The following is a 17,338-nucleotide window of genomic DNA, read 5'->3' as shown; positions in this document are numbered from 1 at the left end:
TAGTCCATCATAAGGTCGGTGAAGGACAAATCGAGGAGAAAAGGCAAAGGATTAGTCCGTCATAAGGTCGATGAAGGACTAATCGGGGAGAAAAGGCAAGGGAATAGTCCGTCACGAACGCGGATGTACCTGGAAAGCCAAGAAACTCCCTAAAGAATTTCTATCTTTAAGGAGTTTACTTGGGAGACGAGGAGTTCCTCGTATTTTTTTTGCGCCTGGAAGTAGACTTCCTGTTCAGCCATTGTTGGATTTTCCTTTTTTACTTGAGCAACTAAATCCTGTTGCACCTTTTGTGCGAGAACAATCATCTCGTATTGCTGTTTTTCCGTTGACCAGAACTTCTCTTCGCCATAGTCTCGAATCAACTTTCCAGCGGATGCATACCCATTATATTGGTCGCGTACTTTCCCCAAGGCTGCATCCACTTCTCCGGCATCCGCTTTGTGACCCTTCTCCTCTGCCAGCATCGCCATCGAGCGCAGGCGGATAATCTGCGTGACTAATTGATTTTTATCATCGATGAGCTTTTCCTGGGACTCTAAATAGGCTAGTTCTTCCTCTAATTGCGCACCGCTGTATTTTTTCTGAGCTGTTTCCCGAGAAATTGCAAACTGCAGCTGATTAATCAACTTATAAAAAGAAACATCCTCATTCGTAATCCATTCACCGTTTAATTTTGCGACACCCTTGGCCTTCACGACGTTGATGTCAATGACTTCCTCGGATTTCTTCCCGTCCTTCTCCAATGTAAAGGCTACCTCATATTTACCGCTCATCGGCAGCGCCACCTCACCGGAGTAAGTTCCGTCCTTCTTTTCATCGGCTAATTTCACTTCGGTTGTCCCGTGGTCCATATTGGCCATGGAGAATGCTGCGGAAACCTCAAGCCCTTTTACAGCCTTTTTCCCCTCGGTTACTTTTATTTCAAACGGCACTGCCGCATCCTTTTGGTAAAAAAGTTCCTTCGTCACTTTCACTGTATAGTCAGGCCCGGACCCACAGCCGGCAAGCATTGCGATTACCAGCAGCAAGGCGAACATCAGTCGTTTCTTCATGACTCAATTCCCCCTAAATGATGTGTTTCTAAAAAGTCTTTCACTGTGAATTTTTCCATTTTCCCCTCATCTAAAAAGACGACGTGTGTGCAAATCTGCCGAATTTCATCGAGGTGGTGCGAGGAAAGCAGGATCGTTTTATCATGGAGCGACCGTAATACCTCAAGGATTTCCTTCCTTCCCAGCGGGTCAATCCCGCTTGTCGGTTCATCCAAAATCAAAATACTGGAATCCTGATATAGAGTAATGGCAAGCCCCAAACGCTGCAGCATCCCCTTTGAATACGACTTTACCTGCACACCGCGGTCATCCCAAAGGCTGACTGATCGCAATACCTGTTCAATCCGCGGTAAATCTGATGCACCAGAAACAGCCTCCGCAAAAAAGGTCATATTCTCTAAGCCGGTGAGCATCGGATAAAGCATAAATTTTTCGGGCAAATAGGCAATCGCCTTTTTCCATTCATTATTTTTCTTGGAAACTTCTATGCCGTTAATGGCAATTGCTCCTTGCTTCACAGGCAATAAGCCTAAGAGACTATTAATAAATGTCGATTTACCGGCACCATTGCGGCCGACAAGTGCGCAAATTTCATGGCGCCCAATCTCAACCGTGACCCCATCCAGGACTGTTTTTCTTCCAAAGGATTGGTTTAAGCCCGTCACTTTAATCATTCGTATCCCTCCTTACGGTTGAAGACAATCGCTGTGCCAAAGGAAACCGCAAGCCAGATCAACAGATTTCCCAGTAAAAAGAATACAGGCTTCGTCCACATGAACTTTTCTAGCAGTCTAGACATATGACCGAAGGAATACACGCCCATGCCGGTTTCTAAAAACATTCGTACGGCTTGGAGCGGGTTTAAAAAGTAGGCTGATGAAAAGAGCCTGACATTTTCGTGGGTGACGTCCGGTAAAAAGGATAGCAAAATAAAATCATGTAAAAAGAAAAAGTAAAACCAGACAAAAATCGTGTAGCCAATAATCTGCATCCGTGAGCGGCTAAAGCTGCCAATCGCGGCCCCCATTTGCAGGAAGACCATGCTCAAACAAACAATCGCTGCTACAAAGATCATATAACCTTTGAAATCTATCCCAAAATTGAATTTTAACAATAATAGATACAAGAAGAACCAAATCAGCAGCGGAACGAGAACGACGATATAGAGCCCAGCACTTTTTCGCACTAAAAAACTGGCATAATTGTCTTTTTTCGTTAACAGCATAATGAGTGTCTTTTGTTCTTTTTCCTGAAAGATGGAGAAGGCGCCGATAAACAGGCACAGGATCGGGATAAAATAAATAATCGTATCAAATAAATTGATTAAGAGCACATAAAAGCCTTTATCAAATGAAAGGACAGAGGAACGAAACAAAATGCTGATTGAAATCAGAACAATGATGCTTAACGACAGCCAAAGTCCTTTTCCTCTTATGTTTTCCTTCCATTCCTTCCAAATGTAATGCATAGTTGATGTCTCCCTTTTAGTAAAATCAAGCCTGCGATGAGCCCAAGGACCACGAGTAGAATCCCAGTGTGTCTCTTTTTGGCCGCTGCCAGCGGGTGTGGATCATTAAACATGACTTCATCGTTAGTAAGTGTCGCATTTATTTTTTCATAGATCGTGATGGCAGGGCTTTTTAAAAAAAGGCTTGTTAATTCTTGATCTTCAATCAACTGATGAAGGGAAGAATGATAGGTAACCGGGAAGTCACCGATGCCGTTTTGATTTAAGTCGGTCAGCGGGAACGAGGCGCCCCAGTCATTGCCCATGCCATGCTGGCTCCAGGCGTTACGTTCCCCCTTACCGCCGAGGGTAACGGCCGGAATCGTATTTTCAGAAATCTTATTTAATGTAAATGTTTGGTCGTTGGAGCTCGCCCACAGCTCTACGCCGATCTGGTTTTGGACAATGCGGTTATCTTTAATCGTGTTTCTTGTAGCCTGGTCGATGTAGAGACCGCGCTGGTTCATGTAAAAGGTGTTGTTCGCTATATAATTATCGTTGGCCTGCAGTAGCAGTAAGCCAAACGATTGATTTCCGTAGTTAATGATAAATTGGTTGTTCTCTAGTTTCAGATGGTTCGAGTTCATGACGGCGGCACCGCCCGTGTTCATGGTAAAGACATTTCGTTTGAAAATATTTTTGTCGGAGTACATGTAATGCAGGCCATATCTAGTATTGGTGATGTTATTATCATAGCTTTTATTCCGATTGGCATAGTCAAAGAACATCCCGTCCCGTGTGCCTTCAACGGTGTTATGGGACAATAAATTATCGTTGGCGTAAAAAACGTGAATCCCATTGCCTTGTGCGGCGATTTCTCCTTTTCCAAGCCCTTTAATATCGTTATAGCGAATGATATTTTTGTGAGCCTGGCTTAAATAAATTCCGTGAAAGGAATGGCGGATCCGGATGTGTTCGATTGTATTGTTGTTGGTATAAATCTTGATAGCGGCATATTCTTCAGAAGAGTTCCGGTTCATGCTGCTATACGTCACGGTCAACTTGTTTAACTTCACATTTGGTGCTTTAACAGAAATCACGTTTCCGCTGCCGTCCCCTTTGATCACGGTTTTATCTGAGCCAATAATCGTCAGTGGTTTGGTAATGACGATATTGCCCTCGTACGTTTTATTCTCAAGCTTTATTACCGCTCCCTCTTTCATGGAGTCGATCATCGCTTGCAGGTTTTCGGCTGCCATCATTTTTTCAGGTTTTATCAGTATAAGAAGTGAAAAAATCAAAGATAGGAGCGTTAATTTTTTCATTTTATTTTTCGATCCTTCCATAACGGAATAAATAGGAGAATAAAGGCGGCAATCACGAAATAGATACCTGTGCCAAGTAAACTATGAGTGATAAAATTAGCCACTGTATTTTCCCCAATAATCGGTGGAACAAATGGGTCAATTTTAATGGGTGCCTTTGGGTCTAAATTAGAGCCGTATTTTTGCAAAGCAAAGTGTAAATCTAGTATTCCTGCTAAACCACCAAGGGCAATCACGCTAATTAAGCCATAAAGCACTTTCTTATTGCGGAGGATGGCTGTTACGAGTGCCAAAACAGCTAATCCAGCGATTAGGTAAACAAGGTAGGCTAATTCAGGAAAATTTTCTTCACCGAAGTTAGACATCCCGATATAGTGATTAAGTCCATTAATAATATCGATTTCCCCGGCAAGCTTGTTTGGATAAACAATGATATTCAATCCTTCCGGATATTGCGGGGCATAAAAGACCATTTTCCACCAAGGGAAGAAGATGGAGGCGCCAATGAGTATGGCCGCAAGCCCGATCAGCACGGAAGAGGTAATCGATAATTTATTCTTTTTCCTACTATTATCATTCAAGTTAACCACTCCTTTTATAGTGCAAACTGAGGGTAATAGAGAGGGGTACCAATTATTTTTAATTGATACCCACCACAGATAGATCCTGTCTAGCTGCAGCGCCTAGGGGCTCAGGGTCATAAGCCAATTCGTCAAGAAGGTTAAAAAGAGCAACCTTCTCGCCGGCTCGTCTTATGCCTGTCGCCCTTGAGCAAGGCGCTTCCGCTTTTCTTATTAATTCTTCGGTTTTACTAGGAAGTAGCCATTCATTTCCTGATGCAGCGCAGAGCAGAAGTTTGTGCAATAGAGCGGGAAGGTTCCGGCTTTATCGGCGATAAACTCCATTGTATTTGTTTGTCCCGGCTGTACTTCCATGTTTAAGTCATAGCTATTGATGGCAAAACCGTGGGTAATATCCTCGTCGAAGTCAATATTGGTTAAATGGATAAAGACATGATCGCCTTGGTTAACCTCAATCTCGTCCGGACGTTTTGCTTTTGAATCAAAGATGAATCTTGAGCGCATCGCAATTCCGTAAACGTGAACCTCGTTGCCTTTACGAACAATTTTTGTATCACCTTGTTTGTAAACAGCGTCTTTATTCTCTGGATCCTTAGGATATACTTCAATTGTTTTAATCTTATCGGCCTTGATCATTTGTGCGTAGTGCGGTTCCGGATCAACTGGTGCCGATTGAACGACCTTCATCTTTTTGCCGCTAAGATCAATTAATTGCATGGACTCAGGGTGTGATGGCCCAACAGATAAGTAGCTGTCTTTGGCAATTTTGTTCAGCGCAATAATCCATTTTCCATCAGGTGCTACCGTATCGCCTTCAGCAGCAACAGAGTGACCTGGTGAATATTGAACAGGAACACGGTCTAATGTTTTACCCGTCTTAGGATCCCATTTCACAATTTCCGAAGAAATGAACATCGTTGTGTAGGCCATGCCTTTGTCGTCAAATTGGGTATGAAGCGGTCCAAGGGCATTTTCAGGGTTTACTTCTCTTTCCATGACGGACTTGTATTTAAGAATAGGAATCCCGTTGCGTTCGCCGGCAAATTCCTTGTTTTCAACAGCTTTAAATGCCTTCTCAAATGAGAATACGGTCATCGCCGGGGCCAATTTACCAGAAGCAATAAAGTACTTACCATCCGGTGTAACGTCGACACCATGAGGCGATTTCGCTACAGGCACTAAATAAATACCGCCTTTTTGTTTTTCAGGGTAAATGACCTTTTGGCCATCCACTTCTTCGTATTTGCCTTCCTTGACCATTTTCTCAAGCTCTTTCCAGTTAAAAAGAACAATATAGTCACGGTCCGCCTGTGAGGCATTGACTTCCATTGTGGTTGTGGCTTCCTCTGTATTATAGGTCGTCATGACTGCCCAATCGGCTGAGCCTTTTTTCCCAGCGTCAGAAAGGTCATAGGACCATGGTGGAAGGGCAACCTGGTAAGCGATATTTAATTTCACGTTCTTCTCGTCAAAGGTAACGGCTGACATAACACCGCGGTATTTTTGACTGTAGTCATCAAGTGATTCATATTTTTGGCCAAGCGGCACGGCGAAACGAGTAGGCAAGAACATATACTCGGTATTTTCGGTTACGAATGCGGCACAGTGCGGGCCTGCCGTGTTTGGAACCTTGATAATGTCTTTTGTGGTAAAGGTTTTTAGATCAACAACGGCAGCACGGCTGTTACCGACATCAGTCGCAAACATCCATTTTCCGTCATAATCACCTTTTGTTTCTGAGAAGGCTGGATGGTGAAGATCACCCCATGTATAGCCGCCCATTAATTTTTTTGAATGCTCATCAAAACCATAACCTGTTGCTGAATCCTGTGAGAAGACCGGAATGGTTCGAATTTTACGCATCGATGGCACACCATAGATAAACATTTGACCAGAGTGGCCGCCGGATGCGAATAAATAGTAGTCATCTTTTTGTCCAAAAGGAACATATACCTTTTCAGCATCGCTCTTTGTGCTTGCTGCCGCTTCCGTATTCGTCTTTGCGGAAAAATCAGCGAATGTAATTGTTGCCGCAACGAAGCCGGCAAGCAAACCGGTAGCGATCGGAATCCATTTTTTCATTCAATTTACACCACCTTTTTATTTTGCTTCAGATGCTTGCTTCAACAGGTCTAGAACTTGCTGACGCTGGTCATCTGTTAATGGGTTGCCGCCAATGACGCCTGACATAACAGCCGATGTAGGTTGTTTTAGGAATTCCTCAATCGGTTTGCCATGCTTTCCTTCTACATTTTCATATGCTTTGGAAAGATCAGGACCTGTTACCCCGCCTTTTAGGTTAAGCGCTTCAACACTATGGCAGCCAAGGCATCCGCGTTTATTAAGGATATTGTCATCACTGACAGAAGCTGTTGTCGCTGCTGTCTCTTTAGAATCCGTGCTTTCTTCCTTAGCCTGATTGGTATCTGTGTTTTCGGTTTGTGCCACTTGGGGCTCGTTACCGGAATCCCCCATTACAACGTCAAACACGAGATAGCCTATACCAAAGCCAAGTAAGGCGCTGATCACAAAGCTAATAATGATCTTTTGCAATTTTGTCCCCCTCCTTTTTATCTGATGAACAATCTCATCCTAAACTCTCCTAAGTGTTAAAAATGTGATGTTTGGCACACTTTAATTTCAGTTTTTGAACGTTCTGTGAAGGGGGTTGCCGAAGGCAGGAAACTAGAGGATTTTTAAAAAATGAACGTTTTGTGAATCTCATCACTTCATCAACGAAAGAGGTTGTTTACAATAGATGGTAACGATCATGCAAGGTTCGACGGTGGAATGAAAATTTGGGATTGAGGTGGGGAATATGAATCCGGCAGATTGTCTAAATGATCCGCACTTTTCTGTCTATAAAGGGGGAAAGCATGCGGATTTACTAAGAAAGATTGTTATATTCAAGGATTTATCAGATAAGTCGCTGCGAGTGATTGAAAAGCGCATTAAAACATTTACATTCAAAAAAGGGAAGCAAATGATTGCGGAGGATGAGGCAGCTAATGGGGTTTACTTCGTTGTTTCCGGGGCAGTCAAACTGACCAAACAGGATGAAAATGGGAATGAAATCATTGTCTGCATCAAGCAAAAAGGAGATATCTTTGCGGAGGCATGCTTGTTTACCCGAAAGACGGAGTTCTATCCAGCAACAGCGACGATGCTCGAAGACGGAGAAATTCTCTTTTTGGATAAGCATGAATTGGAACAGGATTTATACAATTATCCGGAACTCGCCATGCAATTGATCAGCTATATGAGTGATACCCTAAGGGAAATGACCTCACAGCTTCGGGATGTCGCCTTGCTGGACGTTTATGCAAAGACGGTGAAAACGCTCGAACGGCTGGGGAATAAATTTAATACGGGCCAAAACAGATGGGAAATTGAGATTCCGTTGACGGTGCAGGAATTTGCCACGGTTGTCGGCACAACCCGGGAAAGTGTCAGCCGCGTTTTTTCGAAATTGAAAAAGGACGGAATCATTGATATGAAGTCGAGAAAGATCATCATCCGCGACTGGTGCAGTTTGTGCACGCTGCTGCATAAGGAATACTAATGTAAAAAGAGGTTCAAATGGCCCTTAAGACGGGAAGCCGTTCATGAGGACAGCGAGGTTAGGGGCGATTAGAGATTCATTAGGAAGTAAAATAAACGGAGATTTTTCGGTTAAATGCAGAATGGCGCTCGTTTCGGGGTAAATAAGGGGAGGTTTTCCGACTATACAAAGTAAAATCTCCCATTTTCGCATCTTTCGAGTAAATAGGCGGAATCTCTCCGCCTATTTAGGCCCTATTTAATAAAAATAACCAATTAGGCGGAATTTTTCCGTCTATTGATCAGCTCGAGTGCTTAACCTGAGAAAATTTAATAAAAAAAGAATAAGACGTATGCCAATTCATACGTCAATTCTTGTGTCTTTTATTAATAAGTATGCACCCGAAAGCGGAGGGCTTTTAATTTGTAAACTTATACGTCCAAAAACGTTCGTTATTGATCCACACCATTGTTTGCGGGTCTTGATTTTTCAGCTTCTCTTCCATGCCTGCTAGCATTTGCTCGGTCTGCGAGCGGTGGGCACGAATCGCGGCGAGCTTTTTATCAGCAACAGGGGTGATATCGTTAATAATATCTGCTTCTCCAAGCTCCTCGATACAATTATTCGAGAAAGCGACACAGTGTAAGGTTGGCCGTGCGGCGGCAGGAAGCTTCCCGACAGCCCTTACGACTGCCGCACCGGTGGCGTCATGGTCAGGGTGAACTGAATAGCCCGGATAAAAGGTTATCACGAGGGAAGGGTTTACCTCCTCAAGGATTCCGAGCATGGTGTTCGTCATATAATCCTCATCTTCAAATTCAATCGTTTTATCACGGAAACCAAGCATGCGCAGATCCTGAATTCCTATAGCACTAGCGGCCGCCTTTAATTCTTCTTTTCTAATCTTCGGCAGGTTTTCCCGATTGGTAAACGGGGGATTCCCCATATTGCGGCCCATTTCTCCTAGGGTCAAACAAGCATAGGTGACGGGAGTTCCGTTCTGTACATGGGTCGCAAGGGTTCCGGAGACACCAAAGGCCTCGTCATCCGGATGCGGGAAAACGACTAAAACATGGCGTTCTTTTTCCATTAGGTATTCTCCTTTCTATGAACGTTATTCAAATGGAGTGGTGCTGATCTCTAAGGCAACGGCAAGCTTGCCACTATGGTCGTGACCCGCCATTAATAGATGATTTTCTTCGTCAATTTCAAAGTGGGTAATCCCCTCAGCGTAAATCCAGCCAAGATTTAGTTTAAGTCCCACGCGATGTGGTCCATTTCCGGTGATTTTCCCCAACTCATATCGAACAAGTGCATTGCGGATATAAGCCCCCGCGGAAAAGAATTCTTGATTATGGTGCGATGCATAGGCACCGTTTGTGGTTTCAAGGTGAATGTAGACATCCTTATTAGCAAAGTCATTAATCGCTTTCTGGACACGTTCCAACTCAACAATCTGCAAACCTAACAACTCCTTCCCCTAAAGGGTCTGACCCTTTTATTGAATCTATAAACTATTCTTATTTAATAATGTAACTATCATACTAAAATCACTAAAAAAATGCTAAATCCATGCTCGAAATGTGAGAAACGGTGTCAGGCACCACGAACGAGGCACCACGAATGACACCACGAAAAGAAGAGCCAATCTGGTGATTGGCTCTCCTGTTATTCTTTATTCGTTACAATCTTCGCAGTACTCAGTGACACTGCTGCCGCCGCGGTAGGCGCCATGCCATGTCGGTCCGACAAAGTCATTCAAGCGGAAGCCTTGCTGGATCGCCGCTGAAACAAACTCCTTGGATACTTCTACTGCATCGTAAACCGAATTTCCTTTGCCAATTCGGCAGCGATGGCAGCCGAATTGGTGCAGCCCGCCCCATGTGTAAAGGAAGTTTCGATTTTTTCTGATTCGTACACCCTAAACTCTTTTCCATCATAGAGAAGGTCAAGCGACTTTTCCTCTGTTTGCAGCTTACTGCCGCCTTTGATGAGGACATTTTTTGCGCCTAAATCATGAATTTTCACGGCAGCTTGTCGCATCTCTTCCAATGTGTGCGGTGTCTTCATACCGGCAAGCTGTCCTGCCTCAAAGAGGTTCGGGGTAACAACGAAGGCGCGCGGTACAAGAAGTTCCCGCATCGCATCGGCAGTCTCCGGATTTAGGACCTCATCTTCCCCTTTGCATACCATGACAGGGTCAATCACAACGCGCTCTAATTTATGCTCATCGATTTTTCTTGCGACTAACTCGATAATTTCAACTGTTCCCAGCATACCGGTTTTCATGCCGTCAATCCCGACAGAAAGAATGGTTTCCAATTGTTTTTCTAAAATATCGACATCAATGGGAAATACATTGTGGTGCCAATTGTCTTTTGGATCCATTGTTACGATACAGGTGAGAGCATTCATCCCGTAAACGCCAAGCTCCTGGAATGTCTTTAAATCTGCTTGAAGCCCCGCGCCGCCACTTGTATCGGAACCAGCGATGGTCATTACTTTTTTGATAGTCATTATGTATTCCTCCTTTTAAAACCTACTTATTATTATAAAACATTTTTCAAAAATTAACAGAAAACAGTCATTCCTATCACCTAGTATTTTACTCGAACAAATGTTGACAGAGTAATGACAAATCAACCATTTGTACTATTTACAAGCATTTTCGTGATAAATATTACTTTCAAAAAATAAAGGAAAAAGTACGATAGATGCAAAAGATCATCCGTTTCAAATAATGAAACCGTTTACCTACCGCTGTCCAAGTGTGTGCTGCTGAAATTGTAGAAAATTTGTCACAATTACGATATCCGTTTTTATTGGTTCATTCTTTGTTAAGTGAATGTGTTTAATGGTAGTTAAAACCGAATAATGGTTGTGACCGTTATTTAGCAAAGTGACAAATGTCGCTGAGCATCGTTGCTACTATTTTTACAATGAATAAATACGGAAAGATTTCCTGGGGGGAAGTGAAAACAATGAACCGCAAAGGGTGTCCTGATGAATATCCCATTTCGTTACTGATCAACGGGTATGAAATGGCTGTATTTCAGCTGACAAAATTCGACCTGGAGGACTGGACATACGGATATTTGTTTTCTGAAGGATTTATTGAGGACGCAAGTGATATATCGTCCATCCTAATCAACGAAGAAATGGGCAGCATCCATGTTTCATTAAGCTCCCATTTTGACGAGGAACAAGTATTTTCCAAGAAGAAGCATTATACAGCAGGATGTGGCAGGGGTGTCACCTTCTTTTCAATGACAGATGTGAAAAATTTCGACAAAGTGACTTCGGGTCAAACCTTCAAATTAAGCTATCTTTTAAAAAAGAGAAGTGAATTCGCCCAAAACTCACGTTTCTACCTTGAAACAGGCGGAATGCACGGGGCTTGTATTATTGAAGAAGACGGCTCCATTACTATCAGGGAAGATATTGGCCGTCATAATGCCGTCGATAAAATTATTGGTCATGCACTTAAAAATCGTTTACAGCCCGAAAGGTTAATCTTACTGACAACTGGCCGGGTTTCATATGAAATGCTCTCAAAGGCTGCGAAATTTGGCTTTCCTGTCATTGGCTCACGCACGGCCGCTACCAAGCAGGCTGTGCAGCTGGCAAAATACTTAAATATCGAGGTCATTGGCTATTTACGAGGGAAAATGGCTACTGTATATACCTCAGCAGGCAGAGTTGAAAACGATGTAAATATCGAGCTAGCCGCCCGAGATGCAGTGAAGGGGGGAATCAATTAAACTTGCAGATTTAGATAGAGAAAAAGGGATGTTCTAATCTATATTCTTGGGAAGGAGAATAGTGATGGTTGAAATGAACTTAAATCGCCGGCAATTTTTAAAACTATCGGGCGCTACTGCCGCAACGCTTGCAGTTGTCGAACTTGGTTTTAACGAGAAAAAGGCCTATGCGAAAACAAAAGAATTTAAAATTGCCAAATCTACTGTAACACCAACCATTTGCTGCTACTGTGGTGTCGGATGTGGAATCCTTGTCCACACCAAAGACAATACCGTGGTTTATACGGAAGGGGATCCGGATAATCCAATTAACGAAGGAAAGCTATGCAGTAAGGGTACAACACTAAGACAGTTGTACACCTCAGAAAAACGCTTAACAAAACCGCTTTACCGTGCTCCTGGAAGCAATAAGTGGGAGGAAAAGGATTGGGAATGGATGCTTGATACCATTGCCAAGCGTACAAAAGAAACACGTGACAAATCATTTGTTGAAGTAGAAAACGGCATTACCGTTAATAAAACAGAGAGAATTGCCAGCTTAGGCGGCGCAGCACTTGATAATGAAGAAACGTATTTGCTCGCGAAACTAATGAGAGGGCTTGGTGTCACCTACTTAGAGCACCAGGCACGAATATGACATAGTTCAACGGTTGCCGGTCTGGCACCTACATTTGGTCGTGGAGCAATGACTAACCATTGGAATGATCTGCAGCATACCGATTGTGCGTTGATTATCGGCGCAAACCCTGCGGAAAACCATCCAATCAGCTTTAGATGGTTGACAAAAGCAAGGGAAAACGGCGGCAAAATTGTGTCCGTTGACCCGCGGTTTACTAGAACATCGGCACAAGCTGACGTTTACGCAGCACTCCGCTCCGGTACGGATATCCCGTTTATCGGCGGAATGATTAATTATGCGCTTGAAAACAATCTCGTCCACAAGGAGTATGTGGCTAAATATACAAACGCTTCCTTTATTGTGAAAGAAGGCTATGACTTTAATGATGGTCTTTTCTCAGGCTATGACGAAGCGAAACGAGCATACGATAAAACTAAATGGGCGCTTGAAACAACGGAAGATGGCAAGCCTGTCGTCGATGAATCCTTGGAGCATCCGCGTTCCGTGTTCCAATTAATGAAAAAGCACTATTCCCGTTATGATGTAAAAACAGTTACCACGGTGACTGGAACAGCACAGGAAGACTATCTAAAGGTTTGTAAAACATTCTGTGAAACAGGTAAGGTTGGAAAGTCCGGTACCATCATGTATGCAATGGGAACAACCCAGCATACAGTCGGTTCCCAAAACGTCCGTATTTATGCCATCCTGCAGCTGTTGTTAGGAAATATCGGAATCCCAGGCGGCGGCATCAATGCCATGCGCGGTGAATCCAATGTGCAAGGCTCAACAGACTTTGGTTTATTATTCGATAACCTAACAGGCTACCTGGGTGCACCAAAAGCTACGGTTCCGGAGCATGCCACCCTTAAAGGCTATTTGGAAAAAGAAACGCCAAAAACAGGGTATTGGAGCAATAAACCAAAATTCGTTGTCAGCTTGCTGAAATCTTGGTATGGCGCAAATGCTACAGCCGAAAATGAATTTGGCTATCAATTTTTACCAAAGGGAAATAAAAACTATTCCCATATCAATCTCTTTAAAGCGATGTACGATGGTGGGCTTGATGGCACCTTCCTGTTTGGAACAAACCCGGTTGTCGGCGGTCCGAACGCTGGTAAGGAAAAAGAGGCTCTTGGAAAACTGAAATGGATGGTAGCGATTGATCTTTGGGAGACAGAAACATCGGCATTCTGGCAAAAAGAAGCCGGCAGTGATCCAGCGAAGATTAATACGGAAGTATTCCTACTGCCAGCGAGTGCTTCTTTTGAAAAGGAAGGCAGTATTTCCAACAGCTCACGCTGGATGCAATACCGCTGGAAGGCAATTGATTCCAGAGGCGAAGCAAGACCCGATCTCGATATCATCCATGAACTTGCCTTAAAACTGAAAAAACTATACGCCAACAGTCCAAAATCAGCGGATCGACCATTCTTAGCGCTTGATTGGAATTACGGTACCGGAGCAGAACCGGATATTGATCTTGTGGCCAAAGAAATCAATGGCTACGATTTGAAAACAGGTAAACTAATCTCCGGTTTTGGGGCCCTATTAGATGACGGTTCGACGTCAAGCGGTAACTGGATTTATTCTGGTTTCTATCCTGAAGAAGGCAAAAATAAATCGAAGAACCGTGATAACAAGGATCTAGGCGGCGAGCATTATTTGAACTGGTCCTATGCATGGCCAATGAACCGCCGCATTCTTTATAACCGTGCCTCTGCCGATCCAAGCGGCAAGCCATGGAGCAAGGATAAGGCTGTTATTTGGTGGGATGATGCCCAGAAGAAATGGGTTGGTAATGATGTCCCAGACTTTAAGGCCGTAACTGCACCAACTGAACCCGGTGGTACGGGTGCCTTTATGATGAATAAAGACGGTGTGGCATTATTGTTTGCACCAACTTTAAACGACGGACCGTTCCCAGAACACTATGAGCCATTTGAAAGCCCTGTTCCAAATGCTTTCTCTGGACAGGAAATGAACCCGGCAACTGTGATTATGGAAGGAGACTTTAATAAAAAGGGTTTCAAGGTGGACTATCCGATCGTGGCCACAACCTACCGTTTAAGTGAACACTGGCAGTCCGGCTCGATGACAAGAAACCAAGAATGGCTTTCAGAGCTTGCTGGTCATATGTTTGTGGAATTAAGTGAAGATCTCGCAAAAGAAAAAGGCATCAAGAATAAAGACAAAATCATTGTCAGCTCGGCACGCGGCGAAATCAAGGCCTATGCAATGGTCACGAAACGCTATAAGCCATTTACAGTAAGAGGCAAAAAAGTGCACCAAATCGGAATGCCATGGCATTTTGGCTATAAAGGCTTTGCCACTGGGGATACAGCCAACCGTCTGACTCCACATATTGGGGATGCGAATACGATGATTCCTGAATATAAAGCATTCCTCTGTAACGTTAGGAGGGCTGACGTATGAGTAAGTATGTAAAATATGTCGATGTAACAAAGTGCGATGGCTGCCGCGCGTGTATGGTCGCCTGTAAAAACTGGAATGATCTCCCGGCAGAGCCGACAGATTTCCTTGGCAGTGTCCAATCACATGCGAAAACAACAGCGGATACATGGAATGTTCTTCAGTTTATTGAACACGAGAATGGAAAAGGTGATTTAGAATACCTTTTCCGCCATTCCTCCTGCTTCCATTGTACAGATGCCGCCTGTGAAAAGGTGTGTCCGGAAAATGCCATCAGCTATACGAAGTATGGAACGGTTGTCATTGATCAAGATACCTGCGTAGGCTGCGGCTATTGCGTGCAGAACTGTCCGTTTGAGGTAATTTCCTTGAAGGAATATAAGGATAAGAACGGAAAAGAGTATCGCAAGGCGCATAAGTGCACCATGTGTACCGACCGAATCGACGAGGGCTTACAGCCAGCCTGCGTAACGACTTGTCATACTGGCGCAATGGAGTTTGGCGACCAAGATGCGATGATCAAAAAGGCAGAACAGCGTGTGAAGGAAATCAAGGGCCGTTATCCAAATGCTCAAGTGTATAATCCGCAAGGTGTTGGCGGTACACATACAATTTATGTATTAGCAGAGCGGCCATCTGTATATGGTTTGCCTGAAAACCCTAAAGTGCCAACATCAGCCGTTGTCTGGAAAGACTATGCCCAGCCAATCGGCAAGGCCATGATTGGGGCAACCACCATGGCAGTTGTCGGCGCATTTGTTGCCAATAAGTTTTTTAGTAAAAAAGCGAATGACGAGGACGAAAATGGAGGTGGCGGCCATGAGTAATAAGCAAACCCACCCGCAAGCGGATGTAAAGATACAACGTTTTCCAAAGGCGTTTGTTTGGGCGCATGCAATCAATGGAATTGCCTTCTTTGCCCTATACATCACGGCCCTGCCGATGTATACGGAATTCTTTGACTGGCTGTATCCGGTTTTTGGCGGCCCGGCGATGGCCCGGCTCCTGCACCGAATTTTTGCGGTAGCATTCATAACGCCTACCTTCATCTTATTGATATTTAGTCCGAAGTTTTTTATTCACTGGATGAAGGAATTAATCACATGGAAAAAGCGTGACCTTGAATTCTTCAGTGAATTCGTGAAAGAATTATTCGGCTTCAAGTTTAAGCATATCAGACAAACCTTCTTTAACGCTGGTGAAAAAATCAACTCCATTCTTCAGATCTTCTGTGCCATCTTGGTTATTGTTTCGGGCTTCACGATGTGGTTCCCTGAGTACTTCCCAAGAGCGCTTGTACAATGGGGCTACGTCCTTCATAACATTGGGTTCGGACTAGGAATTGCTGTGATCGTCGGACATATTTACCTTTCTGTAGTCCATAAACATTCGAGACCAGGCTACTCCGGCGTTGTAACCGGAAAAGTTCCTGCCTGGTGGGCAAAAGGACACTATGCCGACTGGTATGACGAAGAAGTGAAAAAGGGCAACTTCCCTGACCTCGATGATCCAAAACGTAAAAAAGGCGCTTAAACCATTCGTTTTCAATTTTATAATCAAAAGGAATGGCTGTCATAGTTTACGACAGCCTTTTCCTTTAAAAAAGCGGTCTTTATTTACGACCCAATTGGGTGCTGATCATGAATTTTGGGGTCAATGAGCGAATTTAGGCAGTCAATGAGCGAATCAATCGTTTCAACGAGCGAATTTAAGCAGTCAATGAGCGAATCAAAAAATATCAAAAAATGAGGTGTGACAACGATGATCAAATCCGTTGTTTCAAAAGAATATCAAGAACTGCAAAAAGGAATCATCAAGCTTCAAGAACAGTGGAAGCTTCAGATAGATCCGGAAACCATAAGACCAAATTTTGATAAGGCTGCGATGCAAGCAGGAGTGCCGGCTGCCGCGTTAGCGGCTATTGATTTTGACATTTCCCTATTCGTACAGTGGATAGACGAAATAAATACCACACTAGTAACACTCATTCCCGATCTCGAGGCGAAATTGTCTTGTATTGCGAGCCTTCTTAACGAGGAAACAGCGATCCGCTGGATTGACGAAGCCTTTTCGTTTAACGAAGTGTATTTTACCAGTTTTGCCGAAGAGCACGGCCTCGAAGAATGGATCCCGCAATTCCTGGCAGAGACCGCCCTTCGCCCATACTTACAGTTAACAGCTGAAAAGGTCCAGCCGATGATTAACCATGCCGCTCCGGGGGCTGGCTGCCCTGTTTGCGGCGAGCCCGCCCGGTTGGCCACGCTTGAAGAAGAGGGGAAAAAAGCTATTCATTGTCCTCGCTGCCATGCTAATTGGCATGCCAAGCGCTTGGAATGTTCTCATTGCGGCAATGAAGACCATAAGACAATCCAGTTTTTAACCGTTGAAGGCGATGCCACCTCGCAAATTCAAGTTTGCGAAGAATGTAAGGGCTATATTAAAATTATAGATACGAGACAATATATCTCGAAACCGTCAGTAGCATTACTAGATTTAAATTCCATCCATCTTGATTTTGTAGCACAGGATAACGGTTATAACTCGCTAGGCGAAAAAAAACTGACAAATTAAGAAGG

At 43.8% G+C, this 17,338-nt stretch carries 15 protein-coding genes and 1 pseudogene; 6 read left to right on the top strand and 10 right to left on the bottom strand.

Going from position 1 to position 17,338, the window contains the following annotated elements; genetic code table 11:
• Positions 1-149: 149 nt before the first annotated feature.
• From RCG19_RS08745 to RCG19_RS08715, 7 genes are all read right to left on the bottom strand, one after another.
• Positions 150-1,055 (bottom strand): FixH family protein, encoded by a 906-nt coding sequence (locus RCG19_RS08745; protein WP_308110535.1) that lies wholly within the window; start codon positions 1,053-1,055, stop codon positions 150-152.
• The gene (locus RCG19_RS08740) at positions 1,052-1,729 is read right to left on the bottom strand and encodes an ABC transporter ATP-binding protein (RefSeq protein ID WP_308110534.1); all 678 of its coding nucleotides are present in this window, start codon (positions 1,727-1,729) and stop codon (positions 1,052-1,054) included. Before RCG19_RS08740 ends, RCG19_RS08745 begins: the two co-directional genes overlap by 4 nt.
• Positions 1,726-2,523: an ABC transporter permease gene (locus tag RCG19_RS08735; RefSeq protein WP_308110533.1), complete on the bottom strand. Its 798-nt coding sequence runs from the start codon at positions 2,521-2,523 to the stop codon at positions 1,726-1,728. The genes RCG19_RS08740 and RCG19_RS08735 overlap by 4 nt, the downstream gene beginning before the upstream one ends.
• Complete coding sequence (nosD, locus tag RCG19_RS08730) at positions 2,487-3,827, bottom strand: nitrous oxide reductase family maturation protein NosD (protein ID WP_308110532.1); 1,341 nt, start codon at positions 3,825-3,827, stop codon at positions 2,487-2,489. Before nosD ends, RCG19_RS08735 begins: the two co-directional genes overlap by 37 nt.
• Positions 3,824-4,408, bottom strand: a complete 585-nt coding sequence (locus tag RCG19_RS08725; protein WP_308110531.1) for a hypothetical protein — start codon at positions 4,406-4,408, stop codon at positions 3,824-3,826. Before RCG19_RS08725 ends, nosD begins: the two co-directional genes overlap by 4 nt.
• A 213-nt stretch (positions 4,409-4,621) precedes the next feature.
• Positions 4,622-6,490, bottom strand: coding sequence for a Sec-dependent nitrous-oxide reductase (gene nosZ, locus RCG19_RS08720; protein WP_166240277.1), 1,869 nt, complete (start codon positions 6,488-6,490; stop codon positions 4,622-4,624).
• A gap of 18 nt (positions 6,491-6,508) precedes the next feature.
• Positions 6,509-6,961, bottom strand: coding sequence for a cytochrome C (locus tag RCG19_RS08715; protein ID WP_166240275.1), 453 nt, complete (start codon positions 6,959-6,961; stop codon positions 6,509-6,511).
• A 265-nt stretch (positions 6,962-7,226) separates the two neighbouring features.
• On the opposite strand from RCG19_RS08715, the gene RCG19_RS08710 reads away from it, so the two are divergent.
• Entirely contained in the window at positions 7,227-7,970 is a 744-nt protein-coding gene (locus tag RCG19_RS08710) for a Crp/Fnr family transcriptional regulator (RefSeq protein WP_207627545.1), read from the top strand.
• A gap of 397 nt (positions 7,971-8,367) precedes the next feature.
• Here the strand turns inward: RCG19_RS08710 and bshB2 are convergent, their stop codons facing one another.
• The 3 genes and pseudogenes from bshB2 to pdxK all read right to left on the bottom strand — a co-directional run bounded on the left by bshB2 (position 8,368) and on the right by pdxK (position 10,466).
• The gene (gene bshB2 / locus RCG19_RS08705) at positions 8,368-9,039 is read right to left on the bottom strand and encodes a bacillithiol biosynthesis deacetylase BshB2 (protein ID WP_308110530.1); all 672 of its coding nucleotides are present in this window, start codon (positions 9,037-9,039) and stop codon (positions 8,368-8,370) included.
• Between the two features lie 24 nt (positions 9,040-9,063).
• Positions 9,064-9,411 (bottom strand): YojF family protein, encoded by a 348-nt coding sequence (locus RCG19_RS08700; RefSeq protein WP_166240271.1) that lies wholly within the window; start codon positions 9,409-9,411, stop codon positions 9,064-9,066.
• A 213-nt stretch (positions 9,412-9,624) separates the two neighbouring features.
• Positions 9,625-10,466, bottom strand: a pseudogene (pdxK, locus tag RCG19_RS08695) (pyridoxine/pyridoxal/pyridoxamine kinase).
• A 464-nt stretch (positions 10,467-10,930) separates the two neighbouring features.
• Here pdxK and fdhD point away from each other — a divergent pair.
• From fdhD to RCG19_RS08670, 5 genes are all read left to right on the top strand, one after another.
• The gene (gene fdhD / locus RCG19_RS08690) at positions 10,931-11,710 is read left to right on the top strand and encodes a formate dehydrogenase accessory sulfurtransferase FdhD (protein ID WP_308110529.1); all 780 of its coding nucleotides are present in this window, start codon (positions 10,931-10,933) and stop codon (positions 11,708-11,710) included.
• 73 nt (positions 11,711-11,783) lie between these two features.
• Positions 11,784-14,765, top strand: coding sequence for a formate dehydrogenase-N subunit alpha (gene fdnG, locus RCG19_RS08685; RefSeq protein ID WP_308110960.1), 2,982 nt, complete (start codon positions 11,784-11,786; stop codon positions 14,763-14,765).
• Positions 14,762-15,589 carry a 4Fe-4S dicluster domain-containing protein gene (locus tag RCG19_RS08680; RefSeq protein WP_308110528.1) on the top strand — a complete coding sequence of 276 codons (828 nt, stop codon included), beginning with the start codon at positions 14,762-14,764 and terminating at the stop codon, positions 15,587-15,589. The genes fdnG and RCG19_RS08680 overlap by 4 nt, the downstream gene beginning before the upstream one ends.
• Positions 15,582-16,295, top strand: a complete 714-nt coding sequence (locus RCG19_RS08675; protein ID WP_308110527.1) for a formate dehydrogenase subunit gamma — start codon at positions 15,582-15,584, stop codon at positions 16,293-16,295. Before RCG19_RS08680 ends, RCG19_RS08675 begins: the two co-directional genes overlap by 8 nt.
• Before the next feature lie 228 nt (positions 16,296-16,523).
• Positions 16,524-17,333 carry a formate dehydrogenase accessory protein FdhE gene (locus RCG19_RS08670; protein WP_308110526.1) on the top strand — a complete coding sequence of 270 codons (810 nt, stop codon included), beginning with the start codon at positions 16,524-16,526 and terminating at the stop codon, positions 17,331-17,333.
• The last annotated feature ends 5 nt before the right edge of the window (positions 17,334-17,338 follow it).

It is taken from the genome of Neobacillus sp. OS1-2 (genome assembly GCF_030915505.1).
Taxonomy (GTDB): domain Bacteria; phylum Bacillota; class Bacilli; order Bacillales; family Cytobacillaceae; genus Neobacillus.
This window is presented reverse-complemented; position numbering and strand designations above follow the sequence as displayed.

What these genes read in the sequence shown, in the direction of transcription:
- RCG19_RS08745 (WP_308110535.1), bottom strand. Translation starts at nt 1,055, where the DNA reads ATGAAGAAACGACTGATGTTCGCCTTGCTGCTGGTAATCGCAATGCTT.
- RCG19_RS08740 (WP_308110534.1), bottom strand. Translation starts at nt 1,729, where the DNA reads ATGATTAAAGTGACGGGCTTAAACCAATCCTTTGGAAGAAAAACAGTC.
- RCG19_RS08735 (WP_308110533.1), bottom strand. Translation starts at nt 2,523, where the DNA reads ATGCATTACATTTGGAAGGAATGGAAGGAAAACATAAGAGGAAAAGGA.
- nosD (WP_308110532.1), bottom strand. Translation starts at nt 3,827, where the DNA reads ATGAAAAAATTAACGCTCCTATCTTTGATTTTTTCACTTCTTATACTG.
- nosZ (WP_166240277.1), bottom strand. Translation starts at nt 6,490, where the DNA reads ATGAAAAAATGGATTCCGATCGCTACCGGTTTGCTTGCCGGCTTCGTT.
- RCG19_RS08710 (WP_207627545.1), top strand. Translation starts at nt 7,227, where the DNA reads ATGAATCCGGCAGATTGTCTAAATGATCCGCACTTTTCTGTCTATAAA.
- bshB2 (WP_308110530.1), bottom strand. Translation starts at nt 9,039, where the DNA reads ATGGAAAAAGAACGCCATGTTTTAGTCGTTTTCCCGCATCCGGATGAC.
- fdhD (WP_308110529.1), top strand. Translation starts at nt 10,931, where the DNA reads ATGAACCGCAAAGGGTGTCCTGATGAATATCCCATTTCGTTACTGATC.
- RCG19_RS08680 (WP_308110528.1), top strand. Translation starts at nt 14,762, where the DNA reads ATGAGTAAGTATGTAAAATATGTCGATGTAACAAAGTGCGATGGCTGC.
- RCG19_RS08675 (WP_308110527.1), top strand. Translation starts at nt 15,582, where the DNA reads ATGAGTAATAAGCAAACCCACCCGCAAGCGGATGTAAAGATACAACGT.
- RCG19_RS08670 (WP_308110526.1), top strand. Translation starts at nt 16,524, where the DNA reads ATGATCAAATCCGTTGTTTCAAAAGAATATCAAGAACTGCAAAAAGGA.